At 70.0% G+C, this 25,668-nt stretch carries 23 protein-coding genes, 1 pseudogene and 1 riboswitch; of the genes and pseudogenes, 6 read left to right on the top strand and 18 right to left on the bottom strand.

The genetic code is table 11. The features are described from left to right. Positions 1-112 precede the first annotated feature (112 nt). The gene (locus ACFVYS_RS36765) at positions 113-1,909 is read left to right on the top strand and encodes an AMP-dependent synthetase/ligase (RefSeq protein WP_389509256.1); all 1,797 of its coding nucleotides are present in this window, start codon (positions 113-115) and stop codon (positions 1,907-1,909) included. Between the two features lie 28 nt (positions 1,910-1,937). On the opposite strand, the pseudogene ACFVYS_RS36760 reads toward ACFVYS_RS36765, so the two are convergent. Next, positions 1,938-2,192 (bottom strand): annotated as a pseudogene (locus tag ACFVYS_RS36760) (GMC oxidoreductase); the annotation flags it as partial. Positions 2,193-2,251: 59 nt separating this feature from the next. Then, positions 2,252-3,394 (bottom strand): glycosyltransferase family 4 protein, encoded by a 1,143-nt coding sequence (locus ACFVYS_RS36755; protein ID WP_389509254.1) that lies wholly within the window; start codon positions 3,392-3,394, stop codon positions 2,252-2,254. Positions 3,395-3,472: 78 nt separating this feature from the next. Here ACFVYS_RS36755 and ACFVYS_RS36750 point away from each other — a divergent pair, with 78 nt between their 5' ends. Next, positions 3,473-4,708 (top strand): glycosyltransferase 87 family protein, encoded by a 1,236-nt coding sequence (locus ACFVYS_RS36750; protein ID WP_389509252.1) that lies wholly within the window; start codon positions 3,473-3,475, stop codon positions 4,706-4,708. Here the strand turns inward: ACFVYS_RS36750 and ACFVYS_RS36745 are convergent. After that, positions 4,669-5,997, bottom strand: a complete 1,329-nt coding sequence (locus ACFVYS_RS36745) for an MATE family efflux transporter (RefSeq protein ID WP_389509250.1) — start codon at positions 5,995-5,997, stop codon at positions 4,669-4,671. The genes ACFVYS_RS36750 and ACFVYS_RS36745 overlap by 40 nt on opposite strands. A 131-nt stretch (positions 5,998-6,128) precedes the next feature. Here ACFVYS_RS36745 and ACFVYS_RS36740 point away from each other — a divergent pair, with 131 nt between their 5' ends. Further along, a complete protein-coding gene (locus tag ACFVYS_RS36740) occupies positions 6,129-6,659 on the top strand; it encodes a PadR family transcriptional regulator (protein WP_389509248.1) in 531 nt (176 codons plus the stop codon). On the opposite strand, the gene ACFVYS_RS36735 is transcribed toward ACFVYS_RS36740, so the two are convergent. From ACFVYS_RS36735 to ACFVYS_RS36715, 5 genes are all read right to left on the bottom strand, one after another. After that, the gene (locus ACFVYS_RS36735; RefSeq protein WP_389509247.1) at positions 6,647-7,849 is read right to left on the bottom strand and encodes a hypothetical protein; all 1,203 of its coding nucleotides are present in this window, start codon (positions 7,847-7,849) and stop codon (positions 6,647-6,649) included. The genes ACFVYS_RS36740 and ACFVYS_RS36735 overlap by 13 nt on opposite strands. A gap of 39 nt (positions 7,850-7,888) precedes the next feature. After that, positions 7,889-8,911 carry an NlpC/P60 family protein gene (locus ACFVYS_RS36730; RefSeq protein ID WP_389509246.1) on the bottom strand — a complete coding sequence of 341 codons (1,023 nt, stop codon included), beginning with the start codon at positions 8,909-8,911 and terminating at the stop codon, positions 7,889-7,891. A 199-nt stretch (positions 8,912-9,110) separates the two neighbouring features. Continuing rightward, positions 9,111-10,145 (bottom strand): NlpC/P60 family protein, encoded by a 1,035-nt coding sequence (locus ACFVYS_RS36725; RefSeq protein WP_314222675.1) that lies wholly within the window; start codon positions 10,143-10,145, stop codon positions 9,111-9,113. A 211-nt stretch (positions 10,146-10,356) separates the two neighbouring features. Next, entirely contained in the window at positions 10,357-11,700 is a 1,344-nt protein-coding gene (locus ACFVYS_RS36720; protein ID WP_389509244.1) for an NYN domain-containing protein, read from the bottom strand. 69 nt (positions 11,701-11,769) lie between these two features. Next, the gene (locus ACFVYS_RS36715) at positions 11,770-12,009 is read right to left on the bottom strand and encodes a hypothetical protein (protein ID WP_020129990.1); all 240 of its coding nucleotides are present in this window, start codon (positions 12,007-12,009) and stop codon (positions 11,770-11,772) included. A 173-nt stretch (positions 12,010-12,182) separates the two neighbouring features. Between ACFVYS_RS36715 and ACFVYS_RS36710 the strand changes: the two genes are divergently transcribed. Both ACFVYS_RS36710 and ACFVYS_RS36705 read left to right on the top strand, forming a co-directional pair. Further along, a complete protein-coding gene (locus ACFVYS_RS36710; protein ID WP_389509241.1) occupies positions 12,183-12,965 on the top strand; it encodes a rhomboid family intramembrane serine protease in 783 nt (260 codons plus the stop codon). After that, positions 12,962-13,243 carry an Lrp/AsnC family transcriptional regulator gene (locus tag ACFVYS_RS36705; RefSeq protein WP_020129992.1) on the top strand — a complete coding sequence of 94 codons (282 nt, stop codon included), beginning with the start codon at positions 12,962-12,964 and terminating at the stop codon, positions 13,241-13,243. The genes ACFVYS_RS36710 and ACFVYS_RS36705 overlap by 4 nt, the downstream gene beginning before the upstream one ends. Positions 13,244-13,275: 32 nt before the next feature. Here ACFVYS_RS36705 and ACFVYS_RS36700 read toward each other — a convergent pair whose 3' ends face one another. The 6 genes from ACFVYS_RS36700 to ACFVYS_RS36675 form a co-directional block, all read right to left on the bottom strand. Beyond that, complete coding sequence (locus ACFVYS_RS36700) at positions 13,276-14,637, bottom strand: aminotransferase class V-fold PLP-dependent enzyme (RefSeq protein ID WP_389509239.1); 1,362 nt, start codon at positions 14,635-14,637, stop codon at positions 13,276-13,278. Between the two features lie 179 nt (positions 14,638-14,816). Continuing rightward, positions 14,817-14,933: riboswitch (SAM riboswitch) on the bottom strand. Positions 14,934-15,012: 79 nt separating this feature from the next. Then, entirely contained in the window at positions 15,013-16,077 is a 1,065-nt protein-coding gene (gene trpD / locus ACFVYS_RS36695) for an anthranilate phosphoribosyltransferase (protein ID WP_389509237.1), read from the bottom strand. Positions 16,078-16,246: 169 nt separating this feature from the next. Further along, positions 16,247-17,893 (bottom strand): cytochrome bc complex cytochrome b subunit, encoded by a 1,647-nt coding sequence (locus tag ACFVYS_RS36690; protein WP_389509235.1) that lies wholly within the window; start codon positions 17,891-17,893, stop codon positions 16,247-16,249. Continuing rightward, the gene (locus ACFVYS_RS36685) at positions 17,890-18,951 is read right to left on the bottom strand and encodes a ubiquinol-cytochrome c reductase iron-sulfur subunit (RefSeq protein WP_020129996.1); all 1,062 of its coding nucleotides are present in this window, start codon (positions 18,949-18,951) and stop codon (positions 17,890-17,892) included. The genes ACFVYS_RS36690 and ACFVYS_RS36685 overlap by 4 nt, the downstream gene beginning before the upstream one ends. Next, on the bottom strand, positions 18,948-19,760 hold the full coding sequence (locus ACFVYS_RS36680) for a c-type cytochrome (RefSeq protein ID WP_057599605.1): 813 nt from the start codon (positions 19,758-19,760) through the stop codon (positions 18,948-18,950). The genes ACFVYS_RS36685 and ACFVYS_RS36680 overlap by 4 nt, the downstream gene beginning before the upstream one ends. A gap of 65 nt (positions 19,761-19,825) precedes the next feature. Then, a complete protein-coding gene (locus tag ACFVYS_RS36675; RefSeq protein ID WP_020129998.1) occupies positions 19,826-20,446 on the bottom strand; it encodes a heme-copper oxidase subunit III in 621 nt (206 codons plus the stop codon). Between the two features lie 178 nt (positions 20,447-20,624). Between ACFVYS_RS36675 and ACFVYS_RS36670 the strand changes: the two genes are divergently transcribed. Further along, positions 20,625-21,029 carry a response regulator transcription factor gene (locus tag ACFVYS_RS36670; protein WP_057599607.1) on the top strand — a complete coding sequence of 135 codons (405 nt, stop codon included), beginning with the start codon at positions 20,625-20,627 and terminating at the stop codon, positions 21,027-21,029. Between the two features lie 57 nt (positions 21,030-21,086). Here the strand turns inward: ACFVYS_RS36670 and ACFVYS_RS36665 are convergent, their stop codons facing one another. From ACFVYS_RS36665 to coxB, 4 genes are all read right to left on the bottom strand, one after another. Next, positions 21,087-22,340, bottom strand: a complete 1,254-nt coding sequence (locus ACFVYS_RS36665; RefSeq protein WP_389509232.1) for an Ig-like domain-containing protein — start codon at positions 22,338-22,340, stop codon at positions 21,087-21,089. A 131-nt stretch (positions 22,341-22,471) separates the two neighbouring features. Beyond that, entirely contained in the window at positions 22,472-22,870 is a 399-nt protein-coding gene (locus tag ACFVYS_RS36660; RefSeq protein WP_020130001.1) for a cytochrome c oxidase subunit 4, read from the bottom strand. Continuing rightward, on the bottom strand, positions 22,867-24,603 hold the full coding sequence (gene ctaD / locus ACFVYS_RS36655) for a cytochrome c oxidase subunit I (RefSeq protein ID WP_389509230.1): 1,737 nt from the start codon (positions 24,601-24,603) through the stop codon (positions 22,867-22,869). Before ctaD ends, ACFVYS_RS36660 begins: the two co-directional genes overlap by 4 nt. Next, the gene (gene coxB / locus ACFVYS_RS36650) at positions 24,600-25,559 is read right to left on the bottom strand and encodes a cytochrome c oxidase subunit II (RefSeq protein ID WP_171396787.1); all 960 of its coding nucleotides are present in this window, start codon (positions 25,557-25,559) and stop codon (positions 24,600-24,602) included. The genes ctaD and coxB overlap by 4 nt, the downstream gene beginning before the upstream one ends. Between the last annotated feature and the right edge of the window lie 109 nt (positions 25,560-25,668).

The following is a 25,668-nucleotide window of genomic DNA, read 5'->3' as shown; positions in this document are numbered from 1 at the left end:
AGGATTTCAACCATCGAGATCCGCCGAGGTCCCGAGCACAGTCCCGAGCCTTGGACCGCATCGTCGCAGCACACAACGTCGTGGCGCCGGCGCCCGATGAGGAGCAGCAGTCTTGCGCGAGTTCAGCCTTCCGGCTTTGTACGAGGTCCCTGCGGACGGCAATCTGACCGACATCGTCCGCAGAAACGCCGCGCAGCATCCCGACGTCGCCGTCATCGCCCGCAAGGTGGGCGGCGCCTGGCAGGACGTGACGGCAACGGCCTTCCTGGCCGAGGTGCACGCCGCCGCCAAGGGCCTCATCGCCTCCGGCGTCCAGCCCGGCGACCGGGTCGCCCTGATGTCGCGCACCCGCTACGAGTGGACGCTGCTCGACTTCGCGATCTGGTGCGCGGGCGCGGTCACCGTGCCGGTGTACGAGACCAGCTCCCCGGAGCAGGTGCAGTGGATCCTCTCCGACTCGGGCGCGACCGCCGTCGTCGTCGAGCTGGACAGCCACTCGGCGGCCGTGGAGTCGGTGCGCGAGTCGCTGCCGGCGTTGAAGCACGTCTGGCAGATCGAGGCCGGGGGCGTCGAGGAGCTCGGGCGGCTCGGCAGGGACGTCTCCGACGAGGTCGTCGAGGAGCGCAGCTCGCAGGCCAAGGCCGACGACCCGGCGACCATCGTCTACACGTCCGGTACGACCGGCCGCCCCAAGGGCTGTGTGCTGACCCACCGCAGCTTCTTCGCCGAGTGCGGGAACGTCGTGGAGCGGCTGCGGCCGCTGTTCCGCACGGGCGAGTGCAGTGTGCTGCTCTTCCTCCCGCTGGCGCACGTCTTCGGCCGGCTGGTGCAGATCGCCCCGATGATGGCGCCGATCAAGCTGGGCACCGTCCCGGACATCAAGAACCTCACCGACGAGCTGGCCGCCTTCCGCCCGACGCTCATCCTGGGCGTGCCGCGGGTCTTCGAGAAGGTCTACAACTCGGCGCGCGCCAAGGCGCAGGCGGACGGCAAGGGCGCGATCTTCGACAAGGCGGCCGACACCGCGATCGCCTACAGCAAGGCGCTGGAGCTCCCGGCGGGCCCGCCGCTGAAACTGAAGATCAAACACAAGGTCTTCGACCGGCTCGTCTACAGCAAGCTGCGCGCGGTCCTCGGCGGCAGGGGCGAGTACGCGATCTCCGGCGGCGCCCCGCTGGGCGAGCGCCTCGGTCACTTCTTCCGCGGCATCGGCTTCACCGTCCTGGAGGGCTACGGCCTGACGGAGTCCTGCGCCGCCACCGCCTTCAACCCCTGGGACCGGCAGAAGATCGGCACGGTCGGTCAGCCGCTGCCCGGCTCGGTCGTGCGGATCGCGGACGACGGGGAGGTGCTGCTGCACGGCGAGCACCTCTTCAAGGAGTACTGGAACAACCCGGCCGCGACCGCCGAGGCGCTGGCCGACGGCTGGTTCCACACCGGTGACATCGGCACCCTCGACGAGGACGGCTACCTCCGGATCACCGGGCGCAAGAAGGAGATCATCGTCACCGCGGGCGGCAAGAACGTCGCGCCGGCCGTGATCGAGGACCGGATCCGGGCGCACGCGCTGGTGGCGGAGTGCATGGTGGTGGGCGACGGGCGGCCGTTCGTGGGCGCGCTGGTCACCATCGACGAGGAGTTCCTGGGCCGCTGGGCTGCCGACCACGGCAAGCCGGCGGGTTCGACCGCGGCGTCGCTGCACGGGGACGCCGACCTGCAGGCCGCCATCCAGTCGGCGATCGACGACGGCAACGCCGCGGTCTCGAAGGCGGAATCGGTGCGGAAGTTCCGCATTCTCCCCTCCCAGTTCACGGAGGACTCGGGCCACCTCACGCCGTCGCTGAAGCTCAAGCGCAATGTGGTGGCGAAGGACTACGCGGGCGAGATCGAGGCGATCTACGCCAAGTAACGTCTTTTCAGTACATCCTGACGGAGCGTCATGGCGCGGTGTCCTCCACGAGGACCCGCGCCGTCGTGCGTTCGGCGAGGGCGGTGACGGTGACGAACGGGTTCACCTCGACGTTGCCCGGCACCAGCGAGCCGTCGGTGACGTGCAGCTTCGAAAGCCCCTTCACCCGGCCGTAGTTGTCGGTCGCCCTCCCCAGCACGCAGCCACCGAGCGGGTGGTACGTGAAGTCGTCGGCGAAGACCTTGCGGGACGAGCCGAAGAGGTCGTAGCGGTAGACGGTGGAGCTGTTCATGTGCGCAGCATCAGCGGATTGTGTCCCTCCGCCCAGGGCGGGGGGGGAAGCTAGAGCAAGGTCTTCAACTTCTCCGCCAGCAGGTCCCATCGCCACTTCTCCTCCACCCAGGCGCGCCCGCGCTCTCCCATCCGGCGGCGCAGCTCCGCGTCCCCGAGCAGGGCGACGATGCGCTCGGCCGCGTCGGCCGGGGAACCGCCCCGCACGACCCACCCCGTCTCCCCGTCCAGCACGGCGTCGGGTGCCCCGCCCGAGTCCCCGGCGACCACGGGCAGCCCGGTCGCCGACGCCTCCAGGTAGACGATCCCGAGCCCCTCGACGTCCAGTCCGCCCCGTCGCGTCCGGCACGGCATCGCGAAGACGTCCCCGGCGCCGTAGTGGGCGGGCAGCTCCGACCAGGGCACCGCCCCGGTGAAGCGCACCGCGTCCGCCACCCCGCGCTCCTGGGCGAGCCTGCGCAGGTCCTTCTCGTACGGGCCGCCCCCGACGATCAGCAGGACCGCCTCCGGCTCGGCGGCCAGGATCCGCGGCATGGCGAGGATCAGCGTGTCCTGGCCCTTGCGCGGCACGAGCCGCGAGACGCACACCACCACCGGCCGGTCGGTCAGCCCGAGCCGCGCCCGCACCTCCTCGCCGCCCGACCCCGGGTGGAAGGTCTTCTCGTCGACGCCCGGCGGCAGCTGCACCATCCGCCCGGCCGCCCCGGCGCTCAGCGCGGTCGCGATCCGCGAGCGGGTGTACTCGCCGAGGTAGGTGATCGTGTCCGTGCTTTCGCCGATCCGGCCGAGCAGTTGCCGGGCCGCGGGCAGCTGCGCCCACCCGGCCTCGTGCCCGTGGGTGGTGGCCACCAGCCGCTCGGCGCCCGCCTTGCGCAGCGCCGGCGCCATCAGCCCGAGCGGCGCGGCCGCCCCGAACCACACCGACGTGCACCCGTGCTCCCGCAGCAGCCCGACGGCCCTGCGGGTCGCCCCGGGCGTCGGCAGCAGCATCGTCGTGGAGTCCCGTACGACGGTGAAGGGCTGCTCGGCGTCGAAGGCGGCCGTCGCCTCGACGCCCTCGCGGGAACGCTTCCAGGTGGACGCGTAGACGACGAGCCGGTCGGGGTCGAGCCGGAGTGCCATGTTGTGCAGGAACGCCTGGATGCCGCCCGGGCGGGGCGGGAAGTCGTTCGTCACGATCAGGGTCTTGTGCATCGCAGCCGACCTTATCCAAACGCTCTTCACAGCCGCGTCCGACCGTGCTTCACAGCCCCGCGGGAGATCATGTGGGCCATGGAGACGACGGCCGCGGGGCGGCCCCTGACGTGCCTGCTGACGACCTGGGGCGTGACCCGGCTCGCGCTGCTGCTCTTCGTCTTCAAGGTGTTCCTCTTCCCCGGCCCGGACGTCACCAGCGACATCTCCGTCACCTACCAGGGCTGGTACGAGGTGCTGAGCGGCGGCACGTTCCCGGCCGCCGACGTCACCTGGCAGTACCCGCCCGCCGCCGCCCTCGCGATCCTCTCCCCCGGCCTGCTGCCCTTCCTCGACTACGCGTCGGCCTTCTTCGTCCTGGCCTTCCTGGCCGACCTGGCCGTCCTCATGCTGCTGCTGAACACGGGACTGCGCCCCGGCCGGTCGCTGCGCGGCGCCTGGATGTGGGTGGCGGGCGTGCCTCTGCTCGGTCCTACCGTCTACTCCCGCTACGACGTGACGGTGACGGCGGTCGCGGTCGCCGCGCTGGTCGCCGGCGTCCGGCGGCCCCGGGTGATGGGCGCGCTGACGGGTCTCGCGGTGCTGCTGAAGGTGTGGCCCGTGCTGCTGCTGGCGGGCGCCGTGCGCAGGCGGGCCTGGGGCGCGGCGGTGGTGACCGTCGGCGCGCTGGCCGCGCTCTTCGCCCTGACCATGCCCGGCGCCTTCGCCTTCCTCACCTTCCAGCGCGACCGGGGCACCGAGGTGGAGTCGCTGGGCGCGCTCGCCCTGCATGTGGCCCGGCGGTTCGGCTGGCAGGGCCGGGTGCTGCTCAACTACGGCTCGCTGGAGTTCCTCGGCCCGTACGTCGACGTGGTGAGCGACGTGGCCCTGGGGCTGACCGCGGTCGCGCTCGGCTGGCTGCTGCTGTGGCGGCTGACGGCGAGGCGCTTCGCGCCGCAGACGCTCGCGGAGGCGGCGTTCACGGCGGTCCTGCTGTTCACCGTCACCAGCCGGGTGATCAGCCCGCAGTACCTGGTGTGGCTGATCGGCCTCGCGGCGGTCTGCCTGTGCTTCCGCGCCGGCTGTATGGTCCTGCCCGCTGTCCTGGTCCTGGCCGCGTCCTTCGTGACGGTGCTGGAGTTCCCCGTCTTCTTCGCGGACGTCGTCGCGAGCAGCCCGCTCGGCGTCACCCTCATGTTCCTGCGCAACGGCCTGCTGGTGGCCGCCACGATCGTCGCGGCCGTCCGGCTGTGGCGCTCGACGGCGCAGAACGCCGTCCCCGCTCCCCCGGCCGGTCAGGCCGCCCGTACCAGCGAGCCCGCGGTCTCACCCTGACGCCCGGGCCACGCCCGCCGCAGCACCACCCCCACCGCCAGGCACTGCACCGCCATGCCGAGCGCCAGCGCCAGACACACCCCCGGCAGCCCGAGCCCCGACAGCGCGTACGCCGACGGCAGCTGGACGGCCGTGCCGAGCACGGTCACCCGCAGCAGTACGGGCGCGCCCCCGCTTCCCTCGAAGACCCCGCCCAGGGCGATGAACCCGGCCATGAGCAGCAGATACGGCCCGACACAGCGCAGGAACAGCACGCCCTCACGGGCCACGGCGGGCCCGGCGCCGAAGGCGGCCATGATCCAGGGGGCCGTCGCGCACAGCAGCACAGCGGCCACCAGACCGACGGCCCCCGAGACCAGCACGGCCTGCCGCCCGATCGCCCGGCGCTCCTCGCGGCCCTCGCCCCGGGTGTGCGCGGTATGGATGGAGGCGGCCTGGCGGACGGCGTAGAAGGCCATGGTCGCCACGTACATGACCTTGTACGCGATCGCGTAGGCCGCCACCGCCGTGACCCCCAGCCGGGCCACCACGGCGACCAGGGCGAGCGCGCCGCCCTGGCGCAGGGTGAAGTCGGCGGACATCGGCAGCCCCGTCCTCAGGGTGCGCCGCAGCGAGGCGCCGGCGGAGAGCGCGGGCGCCGCCCGGGCGGCCGTACGCAGCACGGCGTCGCGCCGCAGGGCGAGCAGTCCGGCCCCGAGCGCCACGCACCGGCACAGCACCGTGGAGACGGCGGCGCCCCGGACGCCGTAGCGGTGGATGAACAGCGGGTCGCAGACCAGGATCAGGCCGTTGGCGAGCAGCGCCAGACGCATCGGGGTCCTGGTGTCCCCGGCCCCCTTGAGGACGCCGTCGACGAGCTGCTGGCCGAAGAAGACGGCGATGCCCGGCATCGAGATCGCGAAGTAGGAGACGGTGAGGGGCAGGGCGGGGCCGCCGTGCCCCCCGAGGACCAGCCGGGCCAGCGGTTCACGCAGCAGGAAGCCCCCGCCCGCGACGACCGGCGTGACCACCGCGCACAGCGCCCAGCCGCCCCGCACGGCCGCCCGCAGGGCACCCGGATCCCGTGCCCCTCTGGCGTGGGCGACCAGCACCGTCGTCCCGGAGGCGAAGACCAGCGCGACCCCGAGCAGCACGTTCTCGGCGTTGGTGGCGACGGCGACGGCGGCCACCGCGGACCCGCCGAGCCGGGACACCCAGACCGTGTTGATGATCCCGGCGGCGACGGAGGCGAGCAGCGAGAAGTAGACGGGGCGGGCGAGCGATACGAGCTGTGTGCGATGACCGGCCATGACGGATCCCCCTCGTACGAGGCAGCTCCGAGCGCGCCGCCTCCGAACGGATTGCCTCTTGTCGAGTTACCTCTAAACGAGGTAACTCGATAAGAGGTAGCATGGCGTCATCGTGTCCGCAAGGGAGGGCCATGCTCGAGCTGTCGATCCTCGGTTTCCTGGCCGAAGAGCCTTTGCACGGCTATGAGTTGAAGGAGCGGATCAAGGCACTGACCGGCCATGTCCGCCCGGTCAGCGACGGCGCGCTCTACCCGGCGATCACCCGTCTCGTCACCGCGGGCAAGCTCGACCAGCACCGGGAGGACGGCGCCGGCGCGGCCCCCCGCCGGGTGCTCTCCCTCACCGACGAGGGCCGGGCGGACCTGCTGGAACGTCTCCGTCACCCCCGGCAGCCGGAGATCACCGACCACGTCCGCTTCAACACGGTCCTCGCGTTCCTGCGGCACCTGCCCGACCGGGGGGAACAGGCGGCCGTCCTACGGCGCCGGCTGGACTTCCTCGAGACACCTGCGAGCTTCTTCTACGCCGAGGGGAAGCCCGTACGGGCGGAGGAGGCCGGGGACCTGTTCCGGCAGGGCATGCTGCGGGTCGCCCGGGCGACCGGCGAGGCGGAGCGGGCCTGGCTGCGCGAGGCGATCGAGCAGCTGACTCAGGCGAGCTGAGCCTTCAGGTAGCCCTGCCAGTCCGCCGTGAACTGCGCGAGGGAGGTGCCCAGCACGCTCTTCAGCGCGCCCTCCACCGCCCCCGGCCGCTCGCGGCGCTCCCCCACGGCCCGGTAGAACGCGTCCAGCTTCACCTCGCCCCACCGCTCGGCGATCATCCGGCAGGCCAGCCAGCCGCCCTCGTACGCCTGGGCCAGCCGGTCGGCGTCGCCGGAGAAGCCGAAGTCGCCGTCGGTGGGCAGCGCGACCGGTACGGCGCCGTCCGTGACGGCGTGCTGGAGCTCCGGGGCGACCTCGGCCGGGGTACGACCGGTACCGCGGTAGCCCACCCAGTCGGCGTACCCCTCGGACAGCCACAGCGGGGTGGCCGCGTTGGTGTGGGCGCGGGTCGCGACATGGGTGGCCTCATGGGTGAGGACCACCTGCCGGCCGACCCGGCCGAGCATGCCGTACGCGTCCGGGTTGACGATGATCCGGTCCGCGGGCGTCCTGGCCCCGCCGCCCGTCTCGCCCGTGGTGACCGCGGCGATCCCCCGGTAGGAGGAGGCGGGCGAGCCGAGCAGCCCCGCCATGCCCTCCAGCGACTTCGGTACGAGGACGACGAGCTGCCCCGCCCAGCCGGTGCCCCAGGCCGCCGAGACCTCCGGGACGGCGTCGTCGGCCAGGTCGGCGAAGGACCGCAGCCGCGCCTCGGACTGCCCGACCCCCAGCACGAGACTGTGCGCACCCCGTACGACGCTCACCGTGCCCTGGTCCCACAGCTGCTGGCCGGCCTTCGTCGCCGGCTTGTCCGAGGCCACCGACCACCGGCCGGCCCCGTCACGGGTCAGGCGCAGCACCCGGGCCGTGGTCACCGGGGCCTTGTCGTAGCCGTCGACGCGGTAGCTCAGTGCGGCGTCGGCGGTGGCGGTGTCCCCGCTGCGGTGGAACGCCGTCACCCGGTACGACCAGGTCGCCAGCGGAACGGCCCGCACCGCGGCGTACCCGGCGGCGGCGCCGGTGGCCGCGTAGGCGCCCTGATCGTGGTCCAGGACCGCGGCGGCCCGCCGGTCGAGGACCCGCTGCACCTCGGTCTTCGCGTGGTCCGACGCGGCCCGCCCGCCGCAGCCGACCAGCAGGCCGAGGAGCGAGACGAGCAGCAGACAGAGCCCCAGGACCCCGGGTCCGCGCGCCCGCCCTCGACCAGCCATCCTCCCGATCGTACGGCGGCGGCCCCGCCGGGGCTCCGTTCAGGGCCGGGTGACGGACGAGACCGGCATCATCCCGACCGGGTCGTAACGCACCGGCGCACCCGGATAGGGGGCGTGGACGACCTGCCCGTTGCCGACGTACATGCCGACATGGCTGGCGTCGGAGCGGTAGGTGACGATGTCGCCGGGCTGGGCCTGGGAGAGCGGCACCCGCCGGCCCGCGTGCGCCTGGGCCTGCGAGGTGCGCGGCAGCGAGATCCCGGCCTGCGCGTACGACCACTGCATGAGGCCCGAACAGTCGAACCCGGTGGGCCCGTTGGCGCCCCACACGTACGGCTTGCCGAGCGCGGAGCGGACGGCGGCCACGGCGGCCCCCGCGCGGCCGGAGGCCGGGACGGCGCCCGACAGGTCGGGCATGGTGTCCCGGCCGGAGCGGGAGGACCGGTCGAAGGCGGCGCGTTCGGCGGACGGCAGGGCGTTGAGCAGCTGCCGCGCCTTGGCGAGCTTCTGCTCCACGGTCCGCTTGTGCCGCACCACGGCCTTGCGGCTCTTCTCCAGTTCGGCGAGCTTGCCCGCCGCCTCGGCGCGCTCCTGGGTGAGTTCGCGCATGGCGCCCTGGAGTTCCCTCAGCTCCCCGGCCTGGTGGGCGGTGATCCGGTCCAGGACGGACGCCTTGGCGAGGTACTCCTCCGGGTCGTCGGAGAACAGCAGCGCCAGGGAGGGGTCGAGGCCGCCGGAGCGGTACTGGGCGCCGGCCAGCGAACCGAGCTGCTCACGCAGGCCGTTGATGCGCTCCTGCTGCCGGGCGATGTGGTCCTGGGCCACGCCGACCTGCCCCCGCAGGGTGTCGGCGCGCTCGTCGGCCGTGTTGTAGGCCTCGGTGGCCTTCTCGGCCTCCTCGTAGAGACGGTCCACCTCGGCCCGGGTGTCGTCGTGCGGAGCGGCCGTGGCCGGTACGGCGGACACGGCGCCGAGTGCGGCGGCCGCGACGGACAGCACGCTCAGGGCGCTGCCGGCGCCCCGGTCGAACCCGGACTGTGCAAGGCGGCGATGGGACCCCACGGGAAGCCGCGCTCCTTCCGCTGGCGGACAGGGAAACGCGGCAGACAGTAGCCCCGCGGTGGGGGCTCGGCCAAAGACCTCGGCGGCAACGCACAGTGACGCCCCGCCGCTGACGCAGGTCACCGGCGGGGCGTGGGGTCACTTCTCGTTGTCGTAATTCGCCCGTTCGGGCGGCGTGGTGTCCCGATCTCGGGACCGATCAGATCCGGACGCCGAACTGGAAGGGCATGTTGTTGATCGACTCGTAGCGCACGACGGTGCCGGTGCGCGGGGCGTGCAGCACCTGGCCGTTGCCCGCGTAGAAGCCGACGTGGTGCTGGTCGCCGTAGAAGATGACGAGGTCGCCGACCTTGAGGGCGCTCTGCGAGTAGATGCGCGTACCGGCGTTGGCCTGGGCCTGCGAGGTGCGCGGGATGGAGACGCCGGCCTGGGCGTAGGCCCAGGAGGTCAGACCCGAGCAGTCGTACGTCGCGGTGCCGGTGGCGCCGTACTGGTAGGGCTTGCCGAGCTGGCTCTGGGCGGCCTGGAAGGCGGCCATGGCCCGGCCGGAGCCCGTCGGGGAGTCGCCGAGGTCCACCCGGTCGCCGGCGTCGCGGCTGGCGCGGGCGTCGGCGGCCGCGAGGGACGCCTGCTCCTTGGCCGTCAGCGTGTTGAGGAGCTTGCGCGCCTCGGTGAGCTTGGCCTGGACTTCCTTCTTCTTCTTGCCCAGTTCGGTGCGGGTGGTCGCGAGGTCCTTGAGCTTGGTGGACGCCTCGCTGCGCTCCTGGGCGAGCTCGCGCTGCTTCTCCTGGATCTTCTTCAGCGCCTCGACCTGCTGGGCGCTGAGCTGGTCGGCGGCGGACGCCTTGTCCAGGTAGTCGTCCGGGTTCGAGGAGAGGAGCAGCTGCAGGGAGGGGTCTATGGACCCGGTGCGGTACTGGGCCGCGGCGGCCAGACCCATGGAGTCGCGCAGCTCGTTGAGGTCGGCCTGACCGCGAGCGACGTTGTCCTGGATGGTGGAGATCTCCTTCTGGAGCTTCTCCTGCTTCTCCTTGGCACCGTTGTACTTCTCGGTGGCCTGCTCCGCGTCCTCGTAGAGCTTGTCGACCTTGGTCTTGACCTCGTCCTTGGTGAGCTTCTCGCTGGGTGCCGCGTTGGCGGCCTGCGAGCTCAGTACGACGGCAGCGGCGGCTGCGGTGGTCAGCACGGTCACGCGTGCGCGACTCGGCTGCTTCGGTCGACGGTGGGACGCCACGGAGACGGGCTCCTTCTTTTGAGTGATCACCCGTTTGGAGATGCGAGCCCTGACCTTAGTGACCTCGCCGTGATCAGTTCAAATCCTCAGGAGAAAAAAACCCATCATGCGACGCAGTTTTTTCAATCAACTCACGTGTAGTCATGCTCGATTGACGCTACGTTGCGTGACGATCCCACCAATTCGGGCAATAAACCTGGAACTTCGACGTTTAGGACAGCCGCTTCAGAAGTACCGCGGAAGCCACCGGTCGGGCACCCGCCTCGGCGATCCCGTCGGCCACCTCACGGTCGGTCGAGGCGACGATGACCGGCCGCCCCGGCGGCTCGGCCCGCACCAGCTGACGGATCAGCTCGTCGGCCGTGACACCCGGCTTGGAGAACAGCACCCGCACCCCGCGCGGCGGCGCGAGCAGCACCGGAGCGGCCAGTTCGGCCCCGTCGAAGACACAGGTGACCTCGGCCCCGGTCTGCGCGGCGAGCTGCGAGAGCTGCCCGAGAAGCCTGAGCCGCTGCTTCTCCAACGGCATCTGCGGATAGCCGGTCTTGGTGACGTTGTAGCCGTCGACGACGAGATGGGCCTGGGGCAGCGCGAGCAACTGGTCGAGAATGGCCGGATCGTTCTCCGACAGAGCACGGGTGGCGATGTCCTTCGGGGTCATTCGTCCCGGTTCGACCGCGTCGACGGTTGCCGCAGGACGCACCGACACCGGCGGCAACGCCAGTTCCCGCCGCAGCCCTTGGGCCGCGTCGAGCACCGTGTCCAGCAGCAGCCGCAGCCGCATGTCCTCGACGCTGCGCCCCTCGCGCGCCGCCCGCCGGGTGGCCTCCAGCGCCGCCTCCACCTCGCCGAGCCGCGCCTTCAGCCGCCGGGTCTCGCTCTCCGCGGCCGACACCTGGGTCTGCCCCTCGGCGCGTACGGTCTCCAGCTCGCCGCGCACCTTGCGCAGCGCCGCCTCGCCCCGCTTCACGTCGCTGAGGGCCGACCGCAGCTTGCGATGGAGCGATTCCGCTTCCTTCTTCGTGGCGTCCAGTTCGGCGCGCAGCCCCTCGCTGCCCGCCCGGGACTGCTCACGGGCGCGGTCGAGCTCCTCGCGCAGCCGCTCCAGTTCGGCCCGGCTCTCCTCGCCGGCCCGCTCGGCGTCCGCCCGCTGGGCCTCCTCACCGGCCGCGGTGACCAGCTTCACCCAGCCGGTGGGCCGCAGCACATAGGCCGCGGCCGCCACTTCGTGCGGGTCCGCGGCCGGGGTCGGCGAGCCGGAGTCGAGAGCGCCGGCGAGTTCCGGCTGGGCCTCTCTGAACTTCTCGGCGATGCGCTGCCGGAAGAGCGGATCGGTCTCCAGCGCGGCGGCCATCGCGTTGCCCGCGAACTTCGCCCGCCGGTTGGGTGCGAACCGGGCGTACTGCCGCAACTGGACGGGCAGTTCGCCGACGGTCAGCCCGCCGAAGCCGTCGGAGACGATCTGTACGACCCTGCGCCGCACGCCGTCCGGCAGCGGACGGTCGAGCATCTCGGCGGCGCCGTCGCCCGGCCCCCCGCCTGCGCTCTCCACCATCCGTCACACCCCAATACTGTGCGGGCCTCCCCCACTCTCGGCTTCGCTCGAGCGGGGGGACCCCCATCGTCAGGAACCGGCGCCCGGCCGATCCACGAGTTCCACCTGGTCCACGGCGTTGCACCAGCGGCACCGCACCGACTCGATGGTCTCACTGACCACCTCGCGCTCCTCGACCTTCGGCTCACCGGCGAGGTCGAGGTGCACGTACTCGACGACCTTCGACGAGCGCGTCACGTCGAACCGCGTGAGGTTGCCGCAGAGCGTGCAGCGCCACCGCGTCGCGGCGGTCGGCAGGGGAACCGTCATCGTGGCTATCCGCTTCCTTCTAGTGTCGTGCTTCCGGTTGTCGGGGTCGGGCCGGAGGCTCCCCCGCGCGTATGGCTCGTAACCCTACGGCCTGGCGGGTACTCGCCGCCCATCCGTCCGCGGCGGCGAGGCGGTCCGGACGAGTGCGTCTGCTTACGTCATGCTTTGTTCTCATGATCGGCGACTGGAACGGGACGGTCGGCAGGGTGGTCCGCAACCGCCCGGCGCCGGTGACCTACGCACTGATCGCCCTGTGCTGCCTGATCTTCCTGATCGGGCCCGCCTCGGGCTTCAATCCGTCGTACGGCTCCGGCGACGAGCTGCTGGCGGCGCAGCGCGCCTATTTCCGGCGCTGGGGCGTGGTGCCCGGCGAGCTCTTCGAGGGCGCGCCACGGGCCGCCCTGACCCCGGCCACGGCCCTCTTCGTCCACGGCAGCTGGGTGCACCTGCTGGGCAACATGCTCTTCCTCTACGTCTTCGGGACGATGACCGAGGACCGGATGGGCCGCGTCGAGTTCACGTTCTTCTACCTCGGCTGCGGCTACCTGGCCCTGCTGGGCTACGCCGCCGCCAACGCCGAGTCGTCGCAGTCCCTGGTCGGCGCCTCCGGGGCGATCTCCGCGGTCCTCGGCGCGTTTCTGTATCTGTTCCCCCGGGCGCGGGTGACCAGTCTCCTGCCGTTCCTGTTCTTCCTGCCGCTGCGCTTCCCCGCGTGGGTCGTGCTGCCCTTCTGGGCGGCCCTGCAGTGGGTGGCGGCGGGGCGGGCCGCCCAGGGGCCGGGGGTGGCCTATCTGGCGCACCTGGTGGGCTTCGGCCTGGGACTCCTCTACGCGTGGGCCCGTTTCGGAATGGGGCGCCCGAAGGGCGGCCCGGGAAGGGCGGCGGTGGGGGACGGGCGGGCGACTAGAGTGAAGCCCGCCCCAGCTCCGGCTCCCGAGGGAGAGAACCAGCCGTGATCACCGCGATCGTCCTCATCAAGACCAGCGTGGACCGGATTCCCGAGATCGCGGAGCGGATCGCTTCGCTGGACTCCGTCAGCGAGGTCTTCTCCGTCACCGGGACGTACGACCTGATCGCCATGGTGCGGGTGAAGGAGCACGAGGACCTGGCGGAGGTCATCCCGGGCAGCATCAGCAAGATCCCCGGGGTGGAGGGCACGGACACGCACGTCGCCTTCCGCACCTACTCGCAGCACGACCTGGAGGCGGCGTTCGCGATCGGGCTGGACTCCTGACCGGCTGACACCGCCTCCCGGCGGACCGTCGCTCAGACCGCGGGCACGCAGCGGCCGTCTTCCGTCCGGTACTGCCACCGCGCGCCCTCGCTCACCAGTTCGCGCACCGCGCTCACGAAGCGCTCCACGTGCTCGTCCGGGGTTCCCGCGCCGAAGCTCACCCGGATCGCGTTGAGCGACTTCTCGCCGGGAGCCGCCTCGGGGGCGCCGCACTCGCCCTGGTTCCGGGGGTCGCTGCCCAGCAGGGTACGGACCAGGGGGTGGGCGCAGAAGAGGCCGTCGCGGACCCCGATGCCGTACTCGGCGGACAGGGCGGCGGCGAAGTGGGAGCTGTTCCAGCCCTCGACGACGAAGGAGATCACGCCGACCCGCGGGGCGTCGTCGCCGAACAGGGACAGCACCTTCACCTGCGGGACCTCGGCCAGACCGGCCCGCACCTTCGCGATCAGGTACTCCTCCCGGGCGACCAGGCTGTCGAAGCCCGCCTCGGTGAGGGCCTTGCACGCCGAGGCGATGGAGTAGGCGCCGATCACGTTCGGGGAGCCGGCCTCGTGGCGGGCGGCGCTCTCGTGCCACTCCACGTCCACTCCCCCGTCCTCGCGCCGCGTGACCTTGCGGCTGGCGCCGCCGCCCGCGAGGTACGGGTCGGCCGCCACCAGCCAGTCGGCGCGGCCGGCCAGCACGCCGGACCCGAAGGGCGCGTACAGCTTGTGACCGGAGAAGGCGATCCAGTCGACGTCGAGCTCCCGCACGGAGACCGGGTGGTGCGGGGCCAGCTGGGCCGCGTCCAGGACGATCCGGGCGTCGTGGGCGTGCGCGGCGGCCGCCAGCTCGCGTACCGGCCACAGCTCGCCGGTGACGTTCGAGGCGCCGGTGACGCACACCAGGGCCGGGCCGTGGGGGTCCCGGTCGGCGAGGGCCCGCTCCAGCGTCTCGACGGCCTGGCGCGGGGTGCGCGGGGCATCCAGGTAGGTGACCCGGGCGTCCTGCCAGGGCAGCAGCGAGGCGTGGTGCTCGGTCTCGAAGACGAAGACCTGGCAGCCGGCCGGGAGGGCCCGCGCCAGCAGGTTGAGGGAGTCCGTCGTCGAGCGGGTGAAGACCAGCTGGTCGTCGGGGCGGCAGTCCAGGAACTCGGTCACCGTCCTGCGGGCGTTCTCGAAGAGGTCCGTGGACAGCTGCGAGAGGTAGCCGGCGCCCCGGTGGACGCTGCCGTAGTACGGGGCGTAGGCCGCCACGTCGTCCCAGACCCGCTGGAGGGCGGGGGCGCTGGCCGCGTAGTCGAGCGCCGCGTAGGTGACCTCGCCGCCCGTCACGAGCGGGACGGTGACATCCCGGCCGAGAACGGGCAGCGGGGCACAAACGGTACGGGCGGCGGCAGCGGTGGAGACAGACATGGCGAACTCCCGTGAGAGGCAAGGGGGAACCGCCGTGCGAGCGGACATGGCTCTAGCACGGAGGAAGTGAAAGGGGTGTGCGGAGGCGGGGCTCTACGCCCTATCGCATTCGCTTGCTCACGGAAGGCTCCCTCGAACGACCAGGACCCCTGGCGGTACTCACTCAGAAGAGTGCGAGGGGTCCGCGCTTGCCGTAGACCTCGCTGCCTACGACCTGGTCTTCACCCGGGGCACCCCGCCACGGACGGAGGGTTGCCGGACAGTCGGCCGGGGCCTCATGACTGTCACTCATGACCTGATACAGGAACGTACGTGAAGTGATCGCCGTCCCGCAACCCGTGTCCGGATCGCGGGACGACGGTCAGCGGAGAGCCGTCACGCCTGGGTGGCGGCCACCCAGCGGTCCAGCGCCCGTTTGGCCGCACCCGAGTCGATCGACTCGGCCGCCTTGGCCATGCCGTCGCGCAGTTGCCCGGCAAGGGTCCCGGAGCCCGGCTCCAGGGCCACCAGCGCCGCCGCCGAGTTCAGCAGCACGGCGTCCCGCACCGGGCCCGTCTCGCCCTCCAGCAGGCGGCGGGCGACCTCCGCGTTGTACGACGGGTCCCCGCCCCGCAGCGCCTCGACCGGGACCAGTTCGAGCCCGACGTCACGCGGGTCGAAGGTCTCCTCGGTGACCTTGCCGTCGCGGACGACCCACACATGGGACGTGGCCGTCGTGGTCAGCTCGTCGAGACCGTCGTCGCCCCGGAAGACCAGGGACGAGTTGCCGCGCTCGGCGAAGACGCCCGCGACGACCGGCGCCATCCGCGGGTCCGCGACCCCGACCGCCTGGGCCCGCACCTTGGCGGGGTTGGTCAGCGGGCCGAGCACGTTGAACACCGTGCGGATGCCCAACTGGCCGCGCGCGGCGCCCACATGACGCAGCGCCGGATGGAACTTGATCGCGAAGCAGAAGGTGATCCCGGCCTCCTGGGCCACCTCGGCCACCCGCCGCGGGGTCAGCTCCAGATTGACGCCGAGCTTCTCCAGGACGTCGGAGGCGCCGGACGCGGAGGACGCCGCCCGGTTGCCGTGCTTGACGACCGTGGCACCCGAGCCGGCCACGACGATCGCCGACATCGTGGAGATGTTGACCGTCTTCGCGCCGTCCCCTCCGGTGCCGACGATGTCGACGGTCCGGCCGGGCACCTCGATCAGGTTGGCGTGCTCGTACATCGCCCGGACGAGCCCGTTGATCTCTGCGACGGTCTCGCCCTTGGCCCGCAGCGCCACCACGAACCCGGCGATCTGCGCGTCGGTCGCCTCGCCGCGCATGATCCGGTCCAGCGCCCAGAACGTGGCGTCGGCGTCCTGGTCGCGGCCGTACAGCAGACCGTTCAGTACCTCGGGCCAGGAACGGCCCGCCGCGGTGTCGCCTCCAGCGGGGGTCACAGCGCTCATAGCCGCTCCTGCGTGTGTCGTCGTGTTCGTCGGGTACGTCGGACGTCGTGTGCCGTCGTGCGCCTCGTGACAAGGTGCACCCCACCCTATCCAGCCCGTGGGCACGGCAAAGGGCCCCGTCCGAAGACCGGACGGGGCCCTTTCCTGCGGCGTGGCGACGCCTCAGCGATCAGTGGTGGCCGTGGCCGCTCGTGATCTCCTTGTACTCCTCGACGGTGGCCTTCGGAATCTGCTGGTCCTCACCGAAGTACGCCCCGCTGATCTTGGCGCGGAGCTTCTCCTTGCCCTTCACCTTGCGCTCGACGCCGTTCTCGTCGACGGCGGCGCCGATCGCGGCCGGCTCGTACTGCTCGTGCGCCGTGAGGGTGTGCAGCTGCTCCTGGCTGAGCGGCTCGTGGATCTCGATGAACTCACCGTGCGGCAGGCGCTTGATGGTGCCGGTCTCGCGACCGTGCAGCACCTTGTCCCGGTCCCGGCGCTGGAGGCCGAGGCAGATCCGCTTGGTGACGATGTACGCGATGACCGGTCCGGCGATGAAGAAGATCCGGACGAACCAGGTGATCGCGTTGATCGACAGGTGGAGGTGGGTGGCCCAGAGGTCGTTGCCACCGCCGACCAGCATGATCATGTACATCGTGACCCAGGCGACACCCAGCGCGGTGCGCGTCGGGGCGTTGCGCGGGCGGTCCAGGATGTGGTGCTCGCGCTTGTCGCCCGTGACCCACGACTCGATGAAGGGGTAGAGCGCGAGAATCGCGAGCAGCACACCGAACAGGACCAGCGGGATGAACACACCCAGGACCAGGGTGTGGCCCCAGATGTTGATCTCCCAGCCCGGCATGAAGCGGATCAGACCCTCGGCGAAGCCCATGTACCAGTCGGGCTGGGCGCCGGTGGACACCTGGTCCGGACGGTAGGGGCCCATGGCCCAGATCGGGTTGATCTGCGCGATGCCCGCGATGACCCCGATGACACCGAAAACCAGGAAGAAGAAGCCTCCGGCCTTGGCCATGTACACCGGCAGCAGCGGCATGCCGACGACGTTCTTGTTGCTCTTTCCGGGGCCCGCGAACTGCGTGTGCTTGTGGTAGAAGACCAGGATCAGGTGGCCGACCACCAGCCCGAGCATGATGCCCGGCAGCAGCAGGATGTGGATCGAGTAGAACCGCGCCACGAAGTCGTGGCCCGGGAACTCCCCGCCGAACAGGAACATCGAGATGTACGTGCCGACGATCGGCATCGACAGGATCGCGCCCTGGGTGAAGCGGACACCGGTGCCGGAGAGCAGGTCGTCCGGGAGCGAGTAACCGGTGAAACCGGTGAACATGCCGAGGACGAACAGCAGGAAGCCGAACAGCCAGTTGATCTCACGCGGCTTGCGGAACGCGCCCGTGAAGAACACCCGCATCATGTGCACGAACATGCCGGCGAGGAAGATCAGCGCCGCCCAGTGGTGGATCTGCCGGATGAGCAGACCGCCGCGCACGTCGAAGGAGATGTGCAGGGTCGAGCTGAACGCCTCGGACATCAGCTGTCCCTGGAGCGGGACGTAGCTGCCGTGGTACTCCACCTCGTTCATCGACGGGTGGAAGAACAGCGTCAGGTACACACCCGTGAGGATGATGATGATGAAGCTGTAGAGGCAGATCTCACCCAGCATGAACGACCAGTGGTCGGGGAAGATCTTGCGCATGTTGGCCTTGGCCAGGGAGTAGATCCCCAGCCGGCCGTCGGCCCAGTCGGCGATCCGCTCGCCCGCCGGAGCCTTCCCGCGGTCGCGGGCTTCGGTGCTCTCGGTCTTCTCGTTCGTGCTCATCCGCGCTCCCAGAAAGCAGGACCGACGGGCTCTTCGAAGTCGCCGAGCGCCTCGAGATAGCCCTCGTCGTTCACACCGATGCGCAGCTGCGGCAGGGCGTGGCCGGCGGGACCGAAGATCACTCGGGCACCGTCGGAGAGGTCGAAGGTGGACTGGTGGCAGGGGCACAGCACGTGGTGCGTCTGCTGCTCGTACAGCGAGATCGGGCAACCGACGTGGGTGCAGATCTTCGAGTACGCCACGATGCCCTGGTAGGACCAGTCGAGTTCCTGCTTGTCCTTGATGTTGTCCGGCTGGAGCCGGACGATCATCAGGGCCGCCTTGGCGATCTCGTTCTGGAACTCCTCGTCGTGCTCCTCCAGGCCCTCGGGCTTGGCGAAGGTGAGCGAACCGACGGCGACGTCCGAGGGACGCAGCGGCTCGTTCGTGTTCATGTTGACGAGCAGCTTGCCCTTGGCCCACAGCGTGTGACGCAGCTTGTCCTCGGGCAGCGGGCCGAGGTCGCGCAGCAGCACGACACCGGACAGCGGCACGAGGGTGAGCGCGCCGAACATCGTGTTGCGGATCAGCTTGCGACGGCCGAGCGCGGACTCCTTGGCACCCTGCTTGAAGTCCGCGTGAACCTTCGCACGGACCTCGGGGGGCGCGGCGATCGCGTGCCGCTCGTCGGCGACCTCCACGTCGGACATCAGGGTGCGGGCCCAGTGGACCGCGCCGGCGCCGATGGTGAACAGCGCCGTGCCCAGCGTCAGACCCAGCGCGAAGTTCAGCGCGCTGAGGTGGCCGATCGGGAACACGAAGATCGACTTGTCGGCCGGGATCGCCACGTACGAGGCGATGAAACCGACCGTGGCGAGCATCGACAGCGTGAACAGGAAGGCGACCGCACGCTCGGACCGCTTGGCGGCCCGCTCGTCGATGTCCTGGATGCGATGCTCGTGAGGCGGCAGCCCCGGGTCCGCGAACGGGTTCTGCTCGTCCGCGACGCCTACGGCGCTGCCGTGCGCGTGGCCCTGCTCAGCGGGCAGGTTCTCTTCTGGAATGTCTTGGCTACTCATGACTTCTTGGCCTTTGCGGTCCGAGCGGCGACCCAGACGGCTACCGCGATCAGGGCACCGAGACCGAAGATCCACGCGAACAGGCCCTCACTGACCGGCCCGAGGCCGCCCAGCTCCAGACCACCGGGGTTGTTCGTCTCGTCGCTGTTGACCGCGTGCAGGTACGCGATGATGTCCTTCTTGTTCTGCTCCGACAGGGTGGTGTCGGGGAAGGAAGGCATGTTCTGCGGGCCGGTCTGCATGGCCTCGTAGATGTGCTTCGGGTCCACGCCCTCGAGGGTCGGAGCGTACTTGCCCTTGGTGAGGGCACCGCCCTTGCCGGTGAAGTTGTGGCACTGCGCGCAGTTGGTGCGGAACAGCTCGCCACCCTTGGCGATGTCCGCACCCTCCGGGCCGTACTCGGCGTCGGTCGGGACGGACGGGCCGGCGCCCAGGGAGGAGATGAACGCGGCGAGCTGGTCGATCTCGGCCTGCGTGTAGATGACCTTCTTCGCGGGCACCTGGGCGCCCTGCGAGGTGGCCGCGGGCATACGCCCGGTGCCGACCTGGAAGTCGACGGCCGCGGCGCCCACGCCGACCAGGCTCGGGCCGTCGGAGGTCCCCTGACCGCCGGTGCCGTGGCAGCTTGCGCAGCCAACGGCGTAGAGCTTCTTGCCCTCGTCGATGGCGAGGGACTGGGCGGTGTCGTCTGCCTGCGCCTTGCTCGCGGGCGCAAACGCGGCGTACAGCCCCCCGGTAGCCGCCAGCGCGAGGAGTAGGACGACGAGCGCCGCCAGCGGATGGCGTCGTCGTGCGGAGAGCTTTTTCACGGATTACCCCGGTGTCAGGATCTTCTGCGTCGATGCTTGGGATGTGCGGGAGCGAGCGTGCCCGGCTACTTGATCATGTAGATCGTGGCGAAGAGGCCGATCCAGACGACGTCGACGAAGTGCCAGTAATAGGACACGACGATGGCCGCGGTCGCCTGCTCGTGGGTGAACCTCTTGGCCGCGTAGGTGCGCCCGAGGACGAACAGGAAGGCGATGAGGCCGCCCGTCACGTGCATGCCGTGGAAGCCGGTGGTCAGGTAGAACACCGAGCCGTACGGGTCGGAGGAGAGCGAGAGCCCGTCCTTCTTCACCAGCTCCGTGTACTCGAAGATCTGACCGCCGATGAAGATCGCACCCATGATGAAGGTGACGATGAACCACATCCTGAGCTTCTTCACGTCCCCGCGCTCGGCGGCGAAGACGCCGAGCTGGCAGGTGAGCGAGGAGAGCACCAGGATCGTGGTGTTGGTGGCCGAGAACGGGAAGTTCAGGGCCTCGGCCATTTCCTTCCAGTGATCAGGACCCGTCACCGATCGCAGGGTGAAGTACATCGCGAAGAGGGCCGCGAAGAACATCAGCTCGGAACTCAGCCAGATGATGGTTCCGACACTGGTGAGGTTCGGCCGATTGACCGACGGGTGCGCGTGCCCGGTTTCTACTGTCGTTGCTGTCGCCACGACCGACATTATGTCGGTCCCTTATCCCGCCCTCACTCCGGGGGGTGCCGTTCGGAGTGTTCGCACCGTGTGTACTGCCCGTATGGCCCATCGAAGTGGTGTTCCAAGCGGTGTTGACGACGTGTTCAAGGGAGTAGCATCCGCGGCATCGGTTCTGTCCGTACGACGCTGATGTCACGGAGGAAGCATGCAGGCGACCGCCACGGTGCTGGTCTACAGCGACGACGCCAACACCCGCGAGCAGGTCCGGCTCGCGACCGGGCGCAGGCCCGCGCCGGACGTCCCCGTGGTGGAGTTCCTGGAGTGCGCGACGCCTGCGGCGGTGCTGCGGGAGCTGGACCGGGGCGGCGTCGACGTCGTCGTCCTGGACGGCGAGGCCGCGCCCATGGGCGGCATGGGGCTGTGCCGGCAGATCAAGGACGAGGTGTTCCGCTGCCCGCCGGTGCTTCTGCTCATCGGACGGCCCCAGGACGCCTGGCTCGCCACCTGGAGCCGCGCTGACGCGGCTGTGACGCTGCCTGTGGAGCCCGTGGAGTTCGCTTCGGCCCTGGCGTCCCTGATGCGGCGCAAGAGCCTTACACAGAGCGCCTAGCGGGGGCACAGGGGTGTGGGGATCCCCGCGCCCCCGGCAACCGACCTCCGGCAGTGCCTAGACCGCGGCAGGCCGCAGTCTCGAGGTGTCTGGCTCCGCCTTCTGCTTGCCGCCCGTGAGCGCGCTGCCCTTGGTCCACTTCTTCCAGTCCAGGTTCCAGTCGCCGAAGCCGTTGCCGAAGGTCTCCATCGTGTCGCCGTAGCTGTTGACGACCTGGACGACGTCGCCCTGGCGGATGTTGTCGAAGAACCACTCGGCGTTGGACGTGCTCATGCCGGTGCAGCCGTGGCTGACGTTCGCGTACCCCTGGGAGCCCACGGACCAGGGGGCGGCGTGGACGTACTCGCCGCTCCAGGTGACGCGGGTGGCGTAGTACACGGGCAGGTCGTAGGACTCCGAGGAGCCCTCCGCGATACCGACGGTGGTGCCGCGCATCCGTACGAAGTACTCCTTGCCCAGGACGACCTTGACGCCGTTGCGGGTCTCGAAGCCGGGCTTGCCGGTGGTGACGGGGATCTGGTTGATCTCCTCGTTGTTCTTGAAGACCGTCATGGAGTGCGACGACGCGTCCGTGACGGCGATCACCCGGTCGCCGATCGTGAGCTTGAGGTCCTTCGTGGGGCCGCCCCACAGCCGGTCGCTGATCTTGATGCCGTCCAGGTTGCTGTGCACCCGGAGACTGGCGTGGGCGGGCCAGTACTCCTGCGGCCGGTAGTGGAGTTCCTTGTCGTCCACCCAGTGCCAGCCGCCCTGCACGGACGGCGTCGAGTCGACCTTGAGGGCGCGTTCGACGACGGCCCGCTGGGCGGGGTCCTTGATGGGCTGGTCGAGCTTGGCGGTAACGGGCTGGCCTACGCCGTACTCGCCCGCGTCGGGGCCGAACACGACCCCCAGGCGCTTCTTCGAGGTGGGCTTGCCCGTGTCGAAGGTGAGCACCCGGCGGCCGGGGGCGCCGTCGTCGTCCTCGGTGCTCACGCGGACCGTGTAGTGGGCGTTCGCGGCCAGCGGCTCGGTGCTGTGCCAGCGGCTGCCGTCGGCGGCGAGTTCGCCCGCCACGTAACGGCCTGCGGCGTCCACGGCGGTGACGTCCGTGATGCGGTCGTCGTCCTCCGCGGTGACCTCCAGGGGCTTGTCCGGGTCGGACTTCTTCCCGTCGCCACCGAGGTTGTTGAAGGAGATCTGGTCCGTCGCGTCGTAGGGACGCGCGGAGAGCGGGTTGCCGTCCGAGCCGCAGGCGCTGGCGACCGCGCCCAGGGCGATCACCAGCAGGGTGCAGCCGACGACGGTGCGAGGGCGGGGTTCGTGGCTCATGGCTTCACGCTAGGGAGCCGGGTCGGCCGCGGCGCGCTGAGTGACACGGACGGAGGAGCACCGTTGCGGCAAAAGCGTGAGCCCGGACCCTCCTGACGGAGTGTCCGGGCTCAGCATGCGTTCAGTGCGTGCTACTGGGTGCGGCTCTCACCGCGGTAGTACTCGAAGACCCAGCCCCACAGACCGATGAGGATCAGCGGCAGGGAGAAGTACAGCAGCCACCAGCCGACAGCGACCCCCAGGAAGGCCAGGGCGCCGCCGATGCCCAGCGACAGCGGCTGCCAGCTGTGCGGGCTGAAGAAGCCCAGCTCGCCGGCGTCGTCCGCGACGTCCGCCTCCTTGTTGTCCTGCGCGCCCGCGTCGACCCGCCGGGCGGTGAAGCCCAGGTAGAAGCCGATCATGATGCACAGGCCGAAGGCCAGGAAGAGGGCCGTGGTACCGGCCGGCTCCTTCGACCACACGCCATAGACGATCGCCATGACGAGGACGAAGACGCTCAGCCAGACGAACATCTTGCCCTGGATCTTCACTTGCCGGCCTCCTTGCTGCCCGAGATGGCACTGGCACCGTGGCCGGCGTGCTCCAGCTGCTCGAGCGCGGCGATCTCGGGGTGGTGCAGGTCGAACGCCGGGGATTCACTGCGGATCCGCGGCAGGGTGAGGAAGTTGTGGCGCGGCGGCGGGCAGGAGGTGGCCCACTCCAGGGAGCGGCCGTAGCCCCACGGGTCGTCGACGCCGACCGGCTTGCCGTACTTGGCGGTCTTCCACACGTTGTAGAAGAACGGCAGGACGGACAGACCGAGGACGAACGAGCTGATCGTCGAGATCGTGTTCAGGGCGGTGAAGCCGTCGGCCGCCAGGTAGTCGGCGTACCGACGCGGCATGCCCTCGGCGCCCAGCCAGTGCTGGACCAGGAAGGTGCCGTGGAAGCCGACGAACAGCGTCCAGAAGGTGATCTTGCCGAGGCGCTCGTCGAGCATCTTGCCGGTGAACTTCGGCCACCAGAAGTGGAAGCCGGAGAACATCGCGAAGACGACGGTGCCGAAGACGACGTAGTGGAAGTGCGCCACCACGAAGTACGAGTCGGACACATGGAAGTCCATCGGCGGCGAGGCCAGGATGACGCCGGTCAGACCACCGAAGGTGAAGGTGATGAGGAAGCCCGTCGCCCACAGCATCGGTGTCTCGAAGGACAGTGAGCCCTTCCACATCGTTCCGATCCAGTTGAAGAACTTCACGCCCGTCGGTACGGCGATGAGGAACGTCATGAAGGAGAAGAACGGCAGCAGTACGCCACCCGTGACGTACATGTGGTGCGCCCACACCGTCACGGAGAGACCGGCGATCGAGATGGTGGCCGCGATCAGGCCCATGTAGCCGAACATCGGCTTGCGGGAGAACACCGGGATCACTTCGGAGATGATCCCGAAGAACGGCAAGGCGATGATGTACACCTCTGGATGGCCGAAGAACCAGAAGAGGTGTTGCCACAGCAACGCGCCGCCGTTGGCCGCGTCGAAGACATGGGCACCGAACTTGCGGTCCGCCTCCAGGGCGAACAGCGCGGCCGCCAGGACCGGGAAGGCCAGCAGGACCAGGACACCGGTCAGCAGGACGTTCCAGGTGAAGATCGGCATCCGGAACATCGTCATGCCGGGCGCGCGCATGCAGATGATCGTGGTGATGAAGTTGACCGAGCCGAGGATGGTGCCGAAGCCGGAGAAGGCCAGACCCATGATCCACATGTCGGCGCCGATGCCCGGGCTGCGGACCGCGTCCGACAGCGGGGCGTAGGCGAACCAGCCGAAGTCGGCCGCACCCTGGGGGGTGAGGAAGCCGGCGACGGCGATCAGCGAGCCGAACAGGTACAGCCAGTAGGCGAACATGTTGAGCCGCGGGAACGCGACGTCGGGCGCGCCGATCTGGAGCGGCATGATCCAGTTCGTGAAGCCGGCGAACAGCGGCGTCGCGAACATCAGCAGCATGATCGTGCCGTGCATCGTGAACGCTTGGTTGAACTGCTCGTTCGACATGATCTGCAGGCCCGGTCGGGCGAGCTCGGCGCGCATGAGGAGCGCCATCACGCCACCGATGCAGAAGAACGCGAACGACGTGACCAGGTACAACGTACCGATGGTCTTGTGGTCGGTGGTCGTCAGCCACTTCACCACGACGTTGCCGGGTTGCTTGCGCCTGACCGGCAGCTCGTTCTCGTACGAGTCCTCAGCTGCGGCGGCACCCTGGGGTTCGTTGAGGATGCTCACAGGTTGTTCGTCTCCCGGTTCTTCTCGTGGCTCGTCTGCTCGATGCCCGCGGGAACGTAACCGGTCTGCCCCTTCTTCACGAGGTCCTTGAGGTGCTGCTCGTAGCGCTCCTGGGAGACGACCTTCACGTTGAAGAGCATCCGGGAGTGGTCGACGCCGCAGAGCTCGGCGCACTTGCCCAGGTAGGTGCCCTCCTTGTTGGGGGTCACCTGGAAGGAGTTGGTGTGGCCCGGGATGACGTCCTGCTTCATCAGGAACGGCACCACCCAGAAGGAGTGGATGACGTCACGCGAGGTGAGGACGAAGCGGACCGTCTTGCCCTCAGGGAGCCAGAGGGTCGGGCCGGGGTTGTTGGTCTGCGGGTTCCGCTCACCGGGAGTACCGCAGGTGTAGACGCCGCCGGCGTTGTCGGGGAAGTCCGTCTTGAACCGGTCCGGGATCGCGGCCAGGTTCTTGTCGGTCTTCGCGTCCCCGTCGGAACCGTCGACGCTCTCGATGTAGTTGAAGCACCAGCTCCACTGGAAGCCGACCACGTTCACCGTGACATCGGGCTTCTTGTCGAGGCTCAGCAGCTTCGACTCGTCACGGGCTGTGAAGTAGAACAGCACCGAGACGATGATGATCGGAACCACCGTGTACAGCGCCTCGATGGGCATGTTGTACCGGGTCTGCGGAGGAACTTCGACCTTGGTGCGGCTGCGCCGGTGGAAGAAAGCACTCCACAGGATCAGGCCCCACACCAGCACGCCGGTGGCCAGCGCGGCTGCCCAGGAGCCCTGCCACAGGGAGAGGATCCGCGGAGCCTCTTCTGTGACGGGGGTGGGCATACCAAGGCGGGGGAAGTCCTTGTATGTGCAACCGGTGGCGGTCGCCAGGACCAGGCCCGCGGTCATTGCCTGGAGCAGCTTCCGCCGCATCGGGCGCCGCGGCGAGCGGTCGGAGCCGTTGGGACTCACGTAGCGCCTTCCCGAGAGTCTCGCCCGCGCGGTTGGCTGCGGCCTGCCTTCTCGCGGGTCGGTCGCCGCCCTGCGTCGGGCAGGGGTTTGGATGTTTATGCGGACCAAA

It is taken from the genome of Streptomyces sp. NPDC058295 (genome assembly GCF_042880655.1).
In the GTDB taxonomy this organism is placed as follows: Bacteria; Actinomycetota; Actinomycetes; order Streptomycetales; family Streptomycetaceae; genus Streptomyces; species Streptomyces coriariae.
This window is presented reverse-complemented; position numbering and strand designations above follow the sequence as displayed.

What these genes read in the sequence shown, in the direction of transcription:
- ACFVYS_RS36755 (WP_389509254.1), bottom strand. Translation starts at nt 3,394, where the DNA reads ATGCACAAGACCCTGATCGTGACGAACGACTTCCCGCCCCGCCCGGGC.
- ACFVYS_RS36750 (WP_389509252.1), top strand. Translation starts at nt 3,473, where the DNA reads ATGGAGACGACGGCCGCGGGGCGGCCCCTGACGTGCCTGCTGACGACC.
- ACFVYS_RS36745 (WP_389509250.1), bottom strand. Translation starts at nt 5,997, where the DNA reads ATGGCCGGTCATCGCACACAGCTCGTATCGCTCGCCCGCCCCGTCTAC.
- ACFVYS_RS36740 (WP_389509248.1), top strand. Translation starts at nt 6,129, where the DNA reads ATGCTCGAGCTGTCGATCCTCGGTTTCCTGGCCGAAGAGCCTTTGCAC.
- ACFVYS_RS36735 (WP_389509247.1), bottom strand. Translation starts at nt 7,849, where the DNA reads ATGGCTGGTCGAGGGCGGGCGCGCGGACCCGGGGTCCTGGGGCTCTGT.
- ACFVYS_RS36720 (WP_389509244.1), bottom strand. Translation starts at nt 11,700, where the DNA reads ATGGTGGAGAGCGCAGGCGGGGGGCCGGGCGACGGCGCCGCCGAGATG.
- ACFVYS_RS36715 (WP_020129990.1), bottom strand. Translation starts at nt 12,009, where the DNA reads ATGACGGTTCCCCTGCCGACCGCCGCGACGCGGTGGCGCTGCACGCTC.
- ACFVYS_RS36710 (WP_389509241.1), top strand. Translation starts at nt 12,183, where the DNA reads ATGATCGGCGACTGGAACGGGACGGTCGGCAGGGTGGTCCGCAACCGC.
- ACFVYS_RS36700 (WP_389509239.1), bottom strand. Translation starts at nt 14,637, where the DNA reads ATGTCTGTCTCCACCGCTGCCGCCGCCCGTACCGTTTGTGCCCCGCTG.
- trpD (WP_389509237.1), bottom strand. Translation starts at nt 16,077, where the DNA reads ATGAGCGCTGTGACCCCCGCTGGAGGCGACACCGCGGCGGGCCGTTCC.
- ACFVYS_RS36690 (WP_389509235.1), bottom strand. Translation starts at nt 17,893, where the DNA reads ATGAGCACGAACGAGAAGACCGAGAGCACCGAAGCCCGCGACCGCGGG.
- ACFVYS_RS36685 (WP_020129996.1), bottom strand. Translation starts at nt 18,951, where the DNA reads ATGAGTAGCCAAGACATTCCAGAAGAGAACCTGCCCGCTGAGCAGGGC.
- ACFVYS_RS36675 (WP_020129998.1), bottom strand. Translation starts at nt 20,446, where the DNA reads ATGTCGGTCGTGGCGACAGCAACGACAGTAGAAACCGGGCACGCGCAC.
- ACFVYS_RS36670 (WP_057599607.1), top strand. Translation starts at nt 20,625, where the DNA reads ATGCAGGCGACCGCCACGGTGCTGGTCTACAGCGACGACGCCAACACC.
- ACFVYS_RS36665 (WP_389509232.1), bottom strand. Translation starts at nt 22,340, where the DNA reads ATGAGCCACGAACCCCGCCCTCGCACCGTCGTCGGCTGCACCCTGCTG.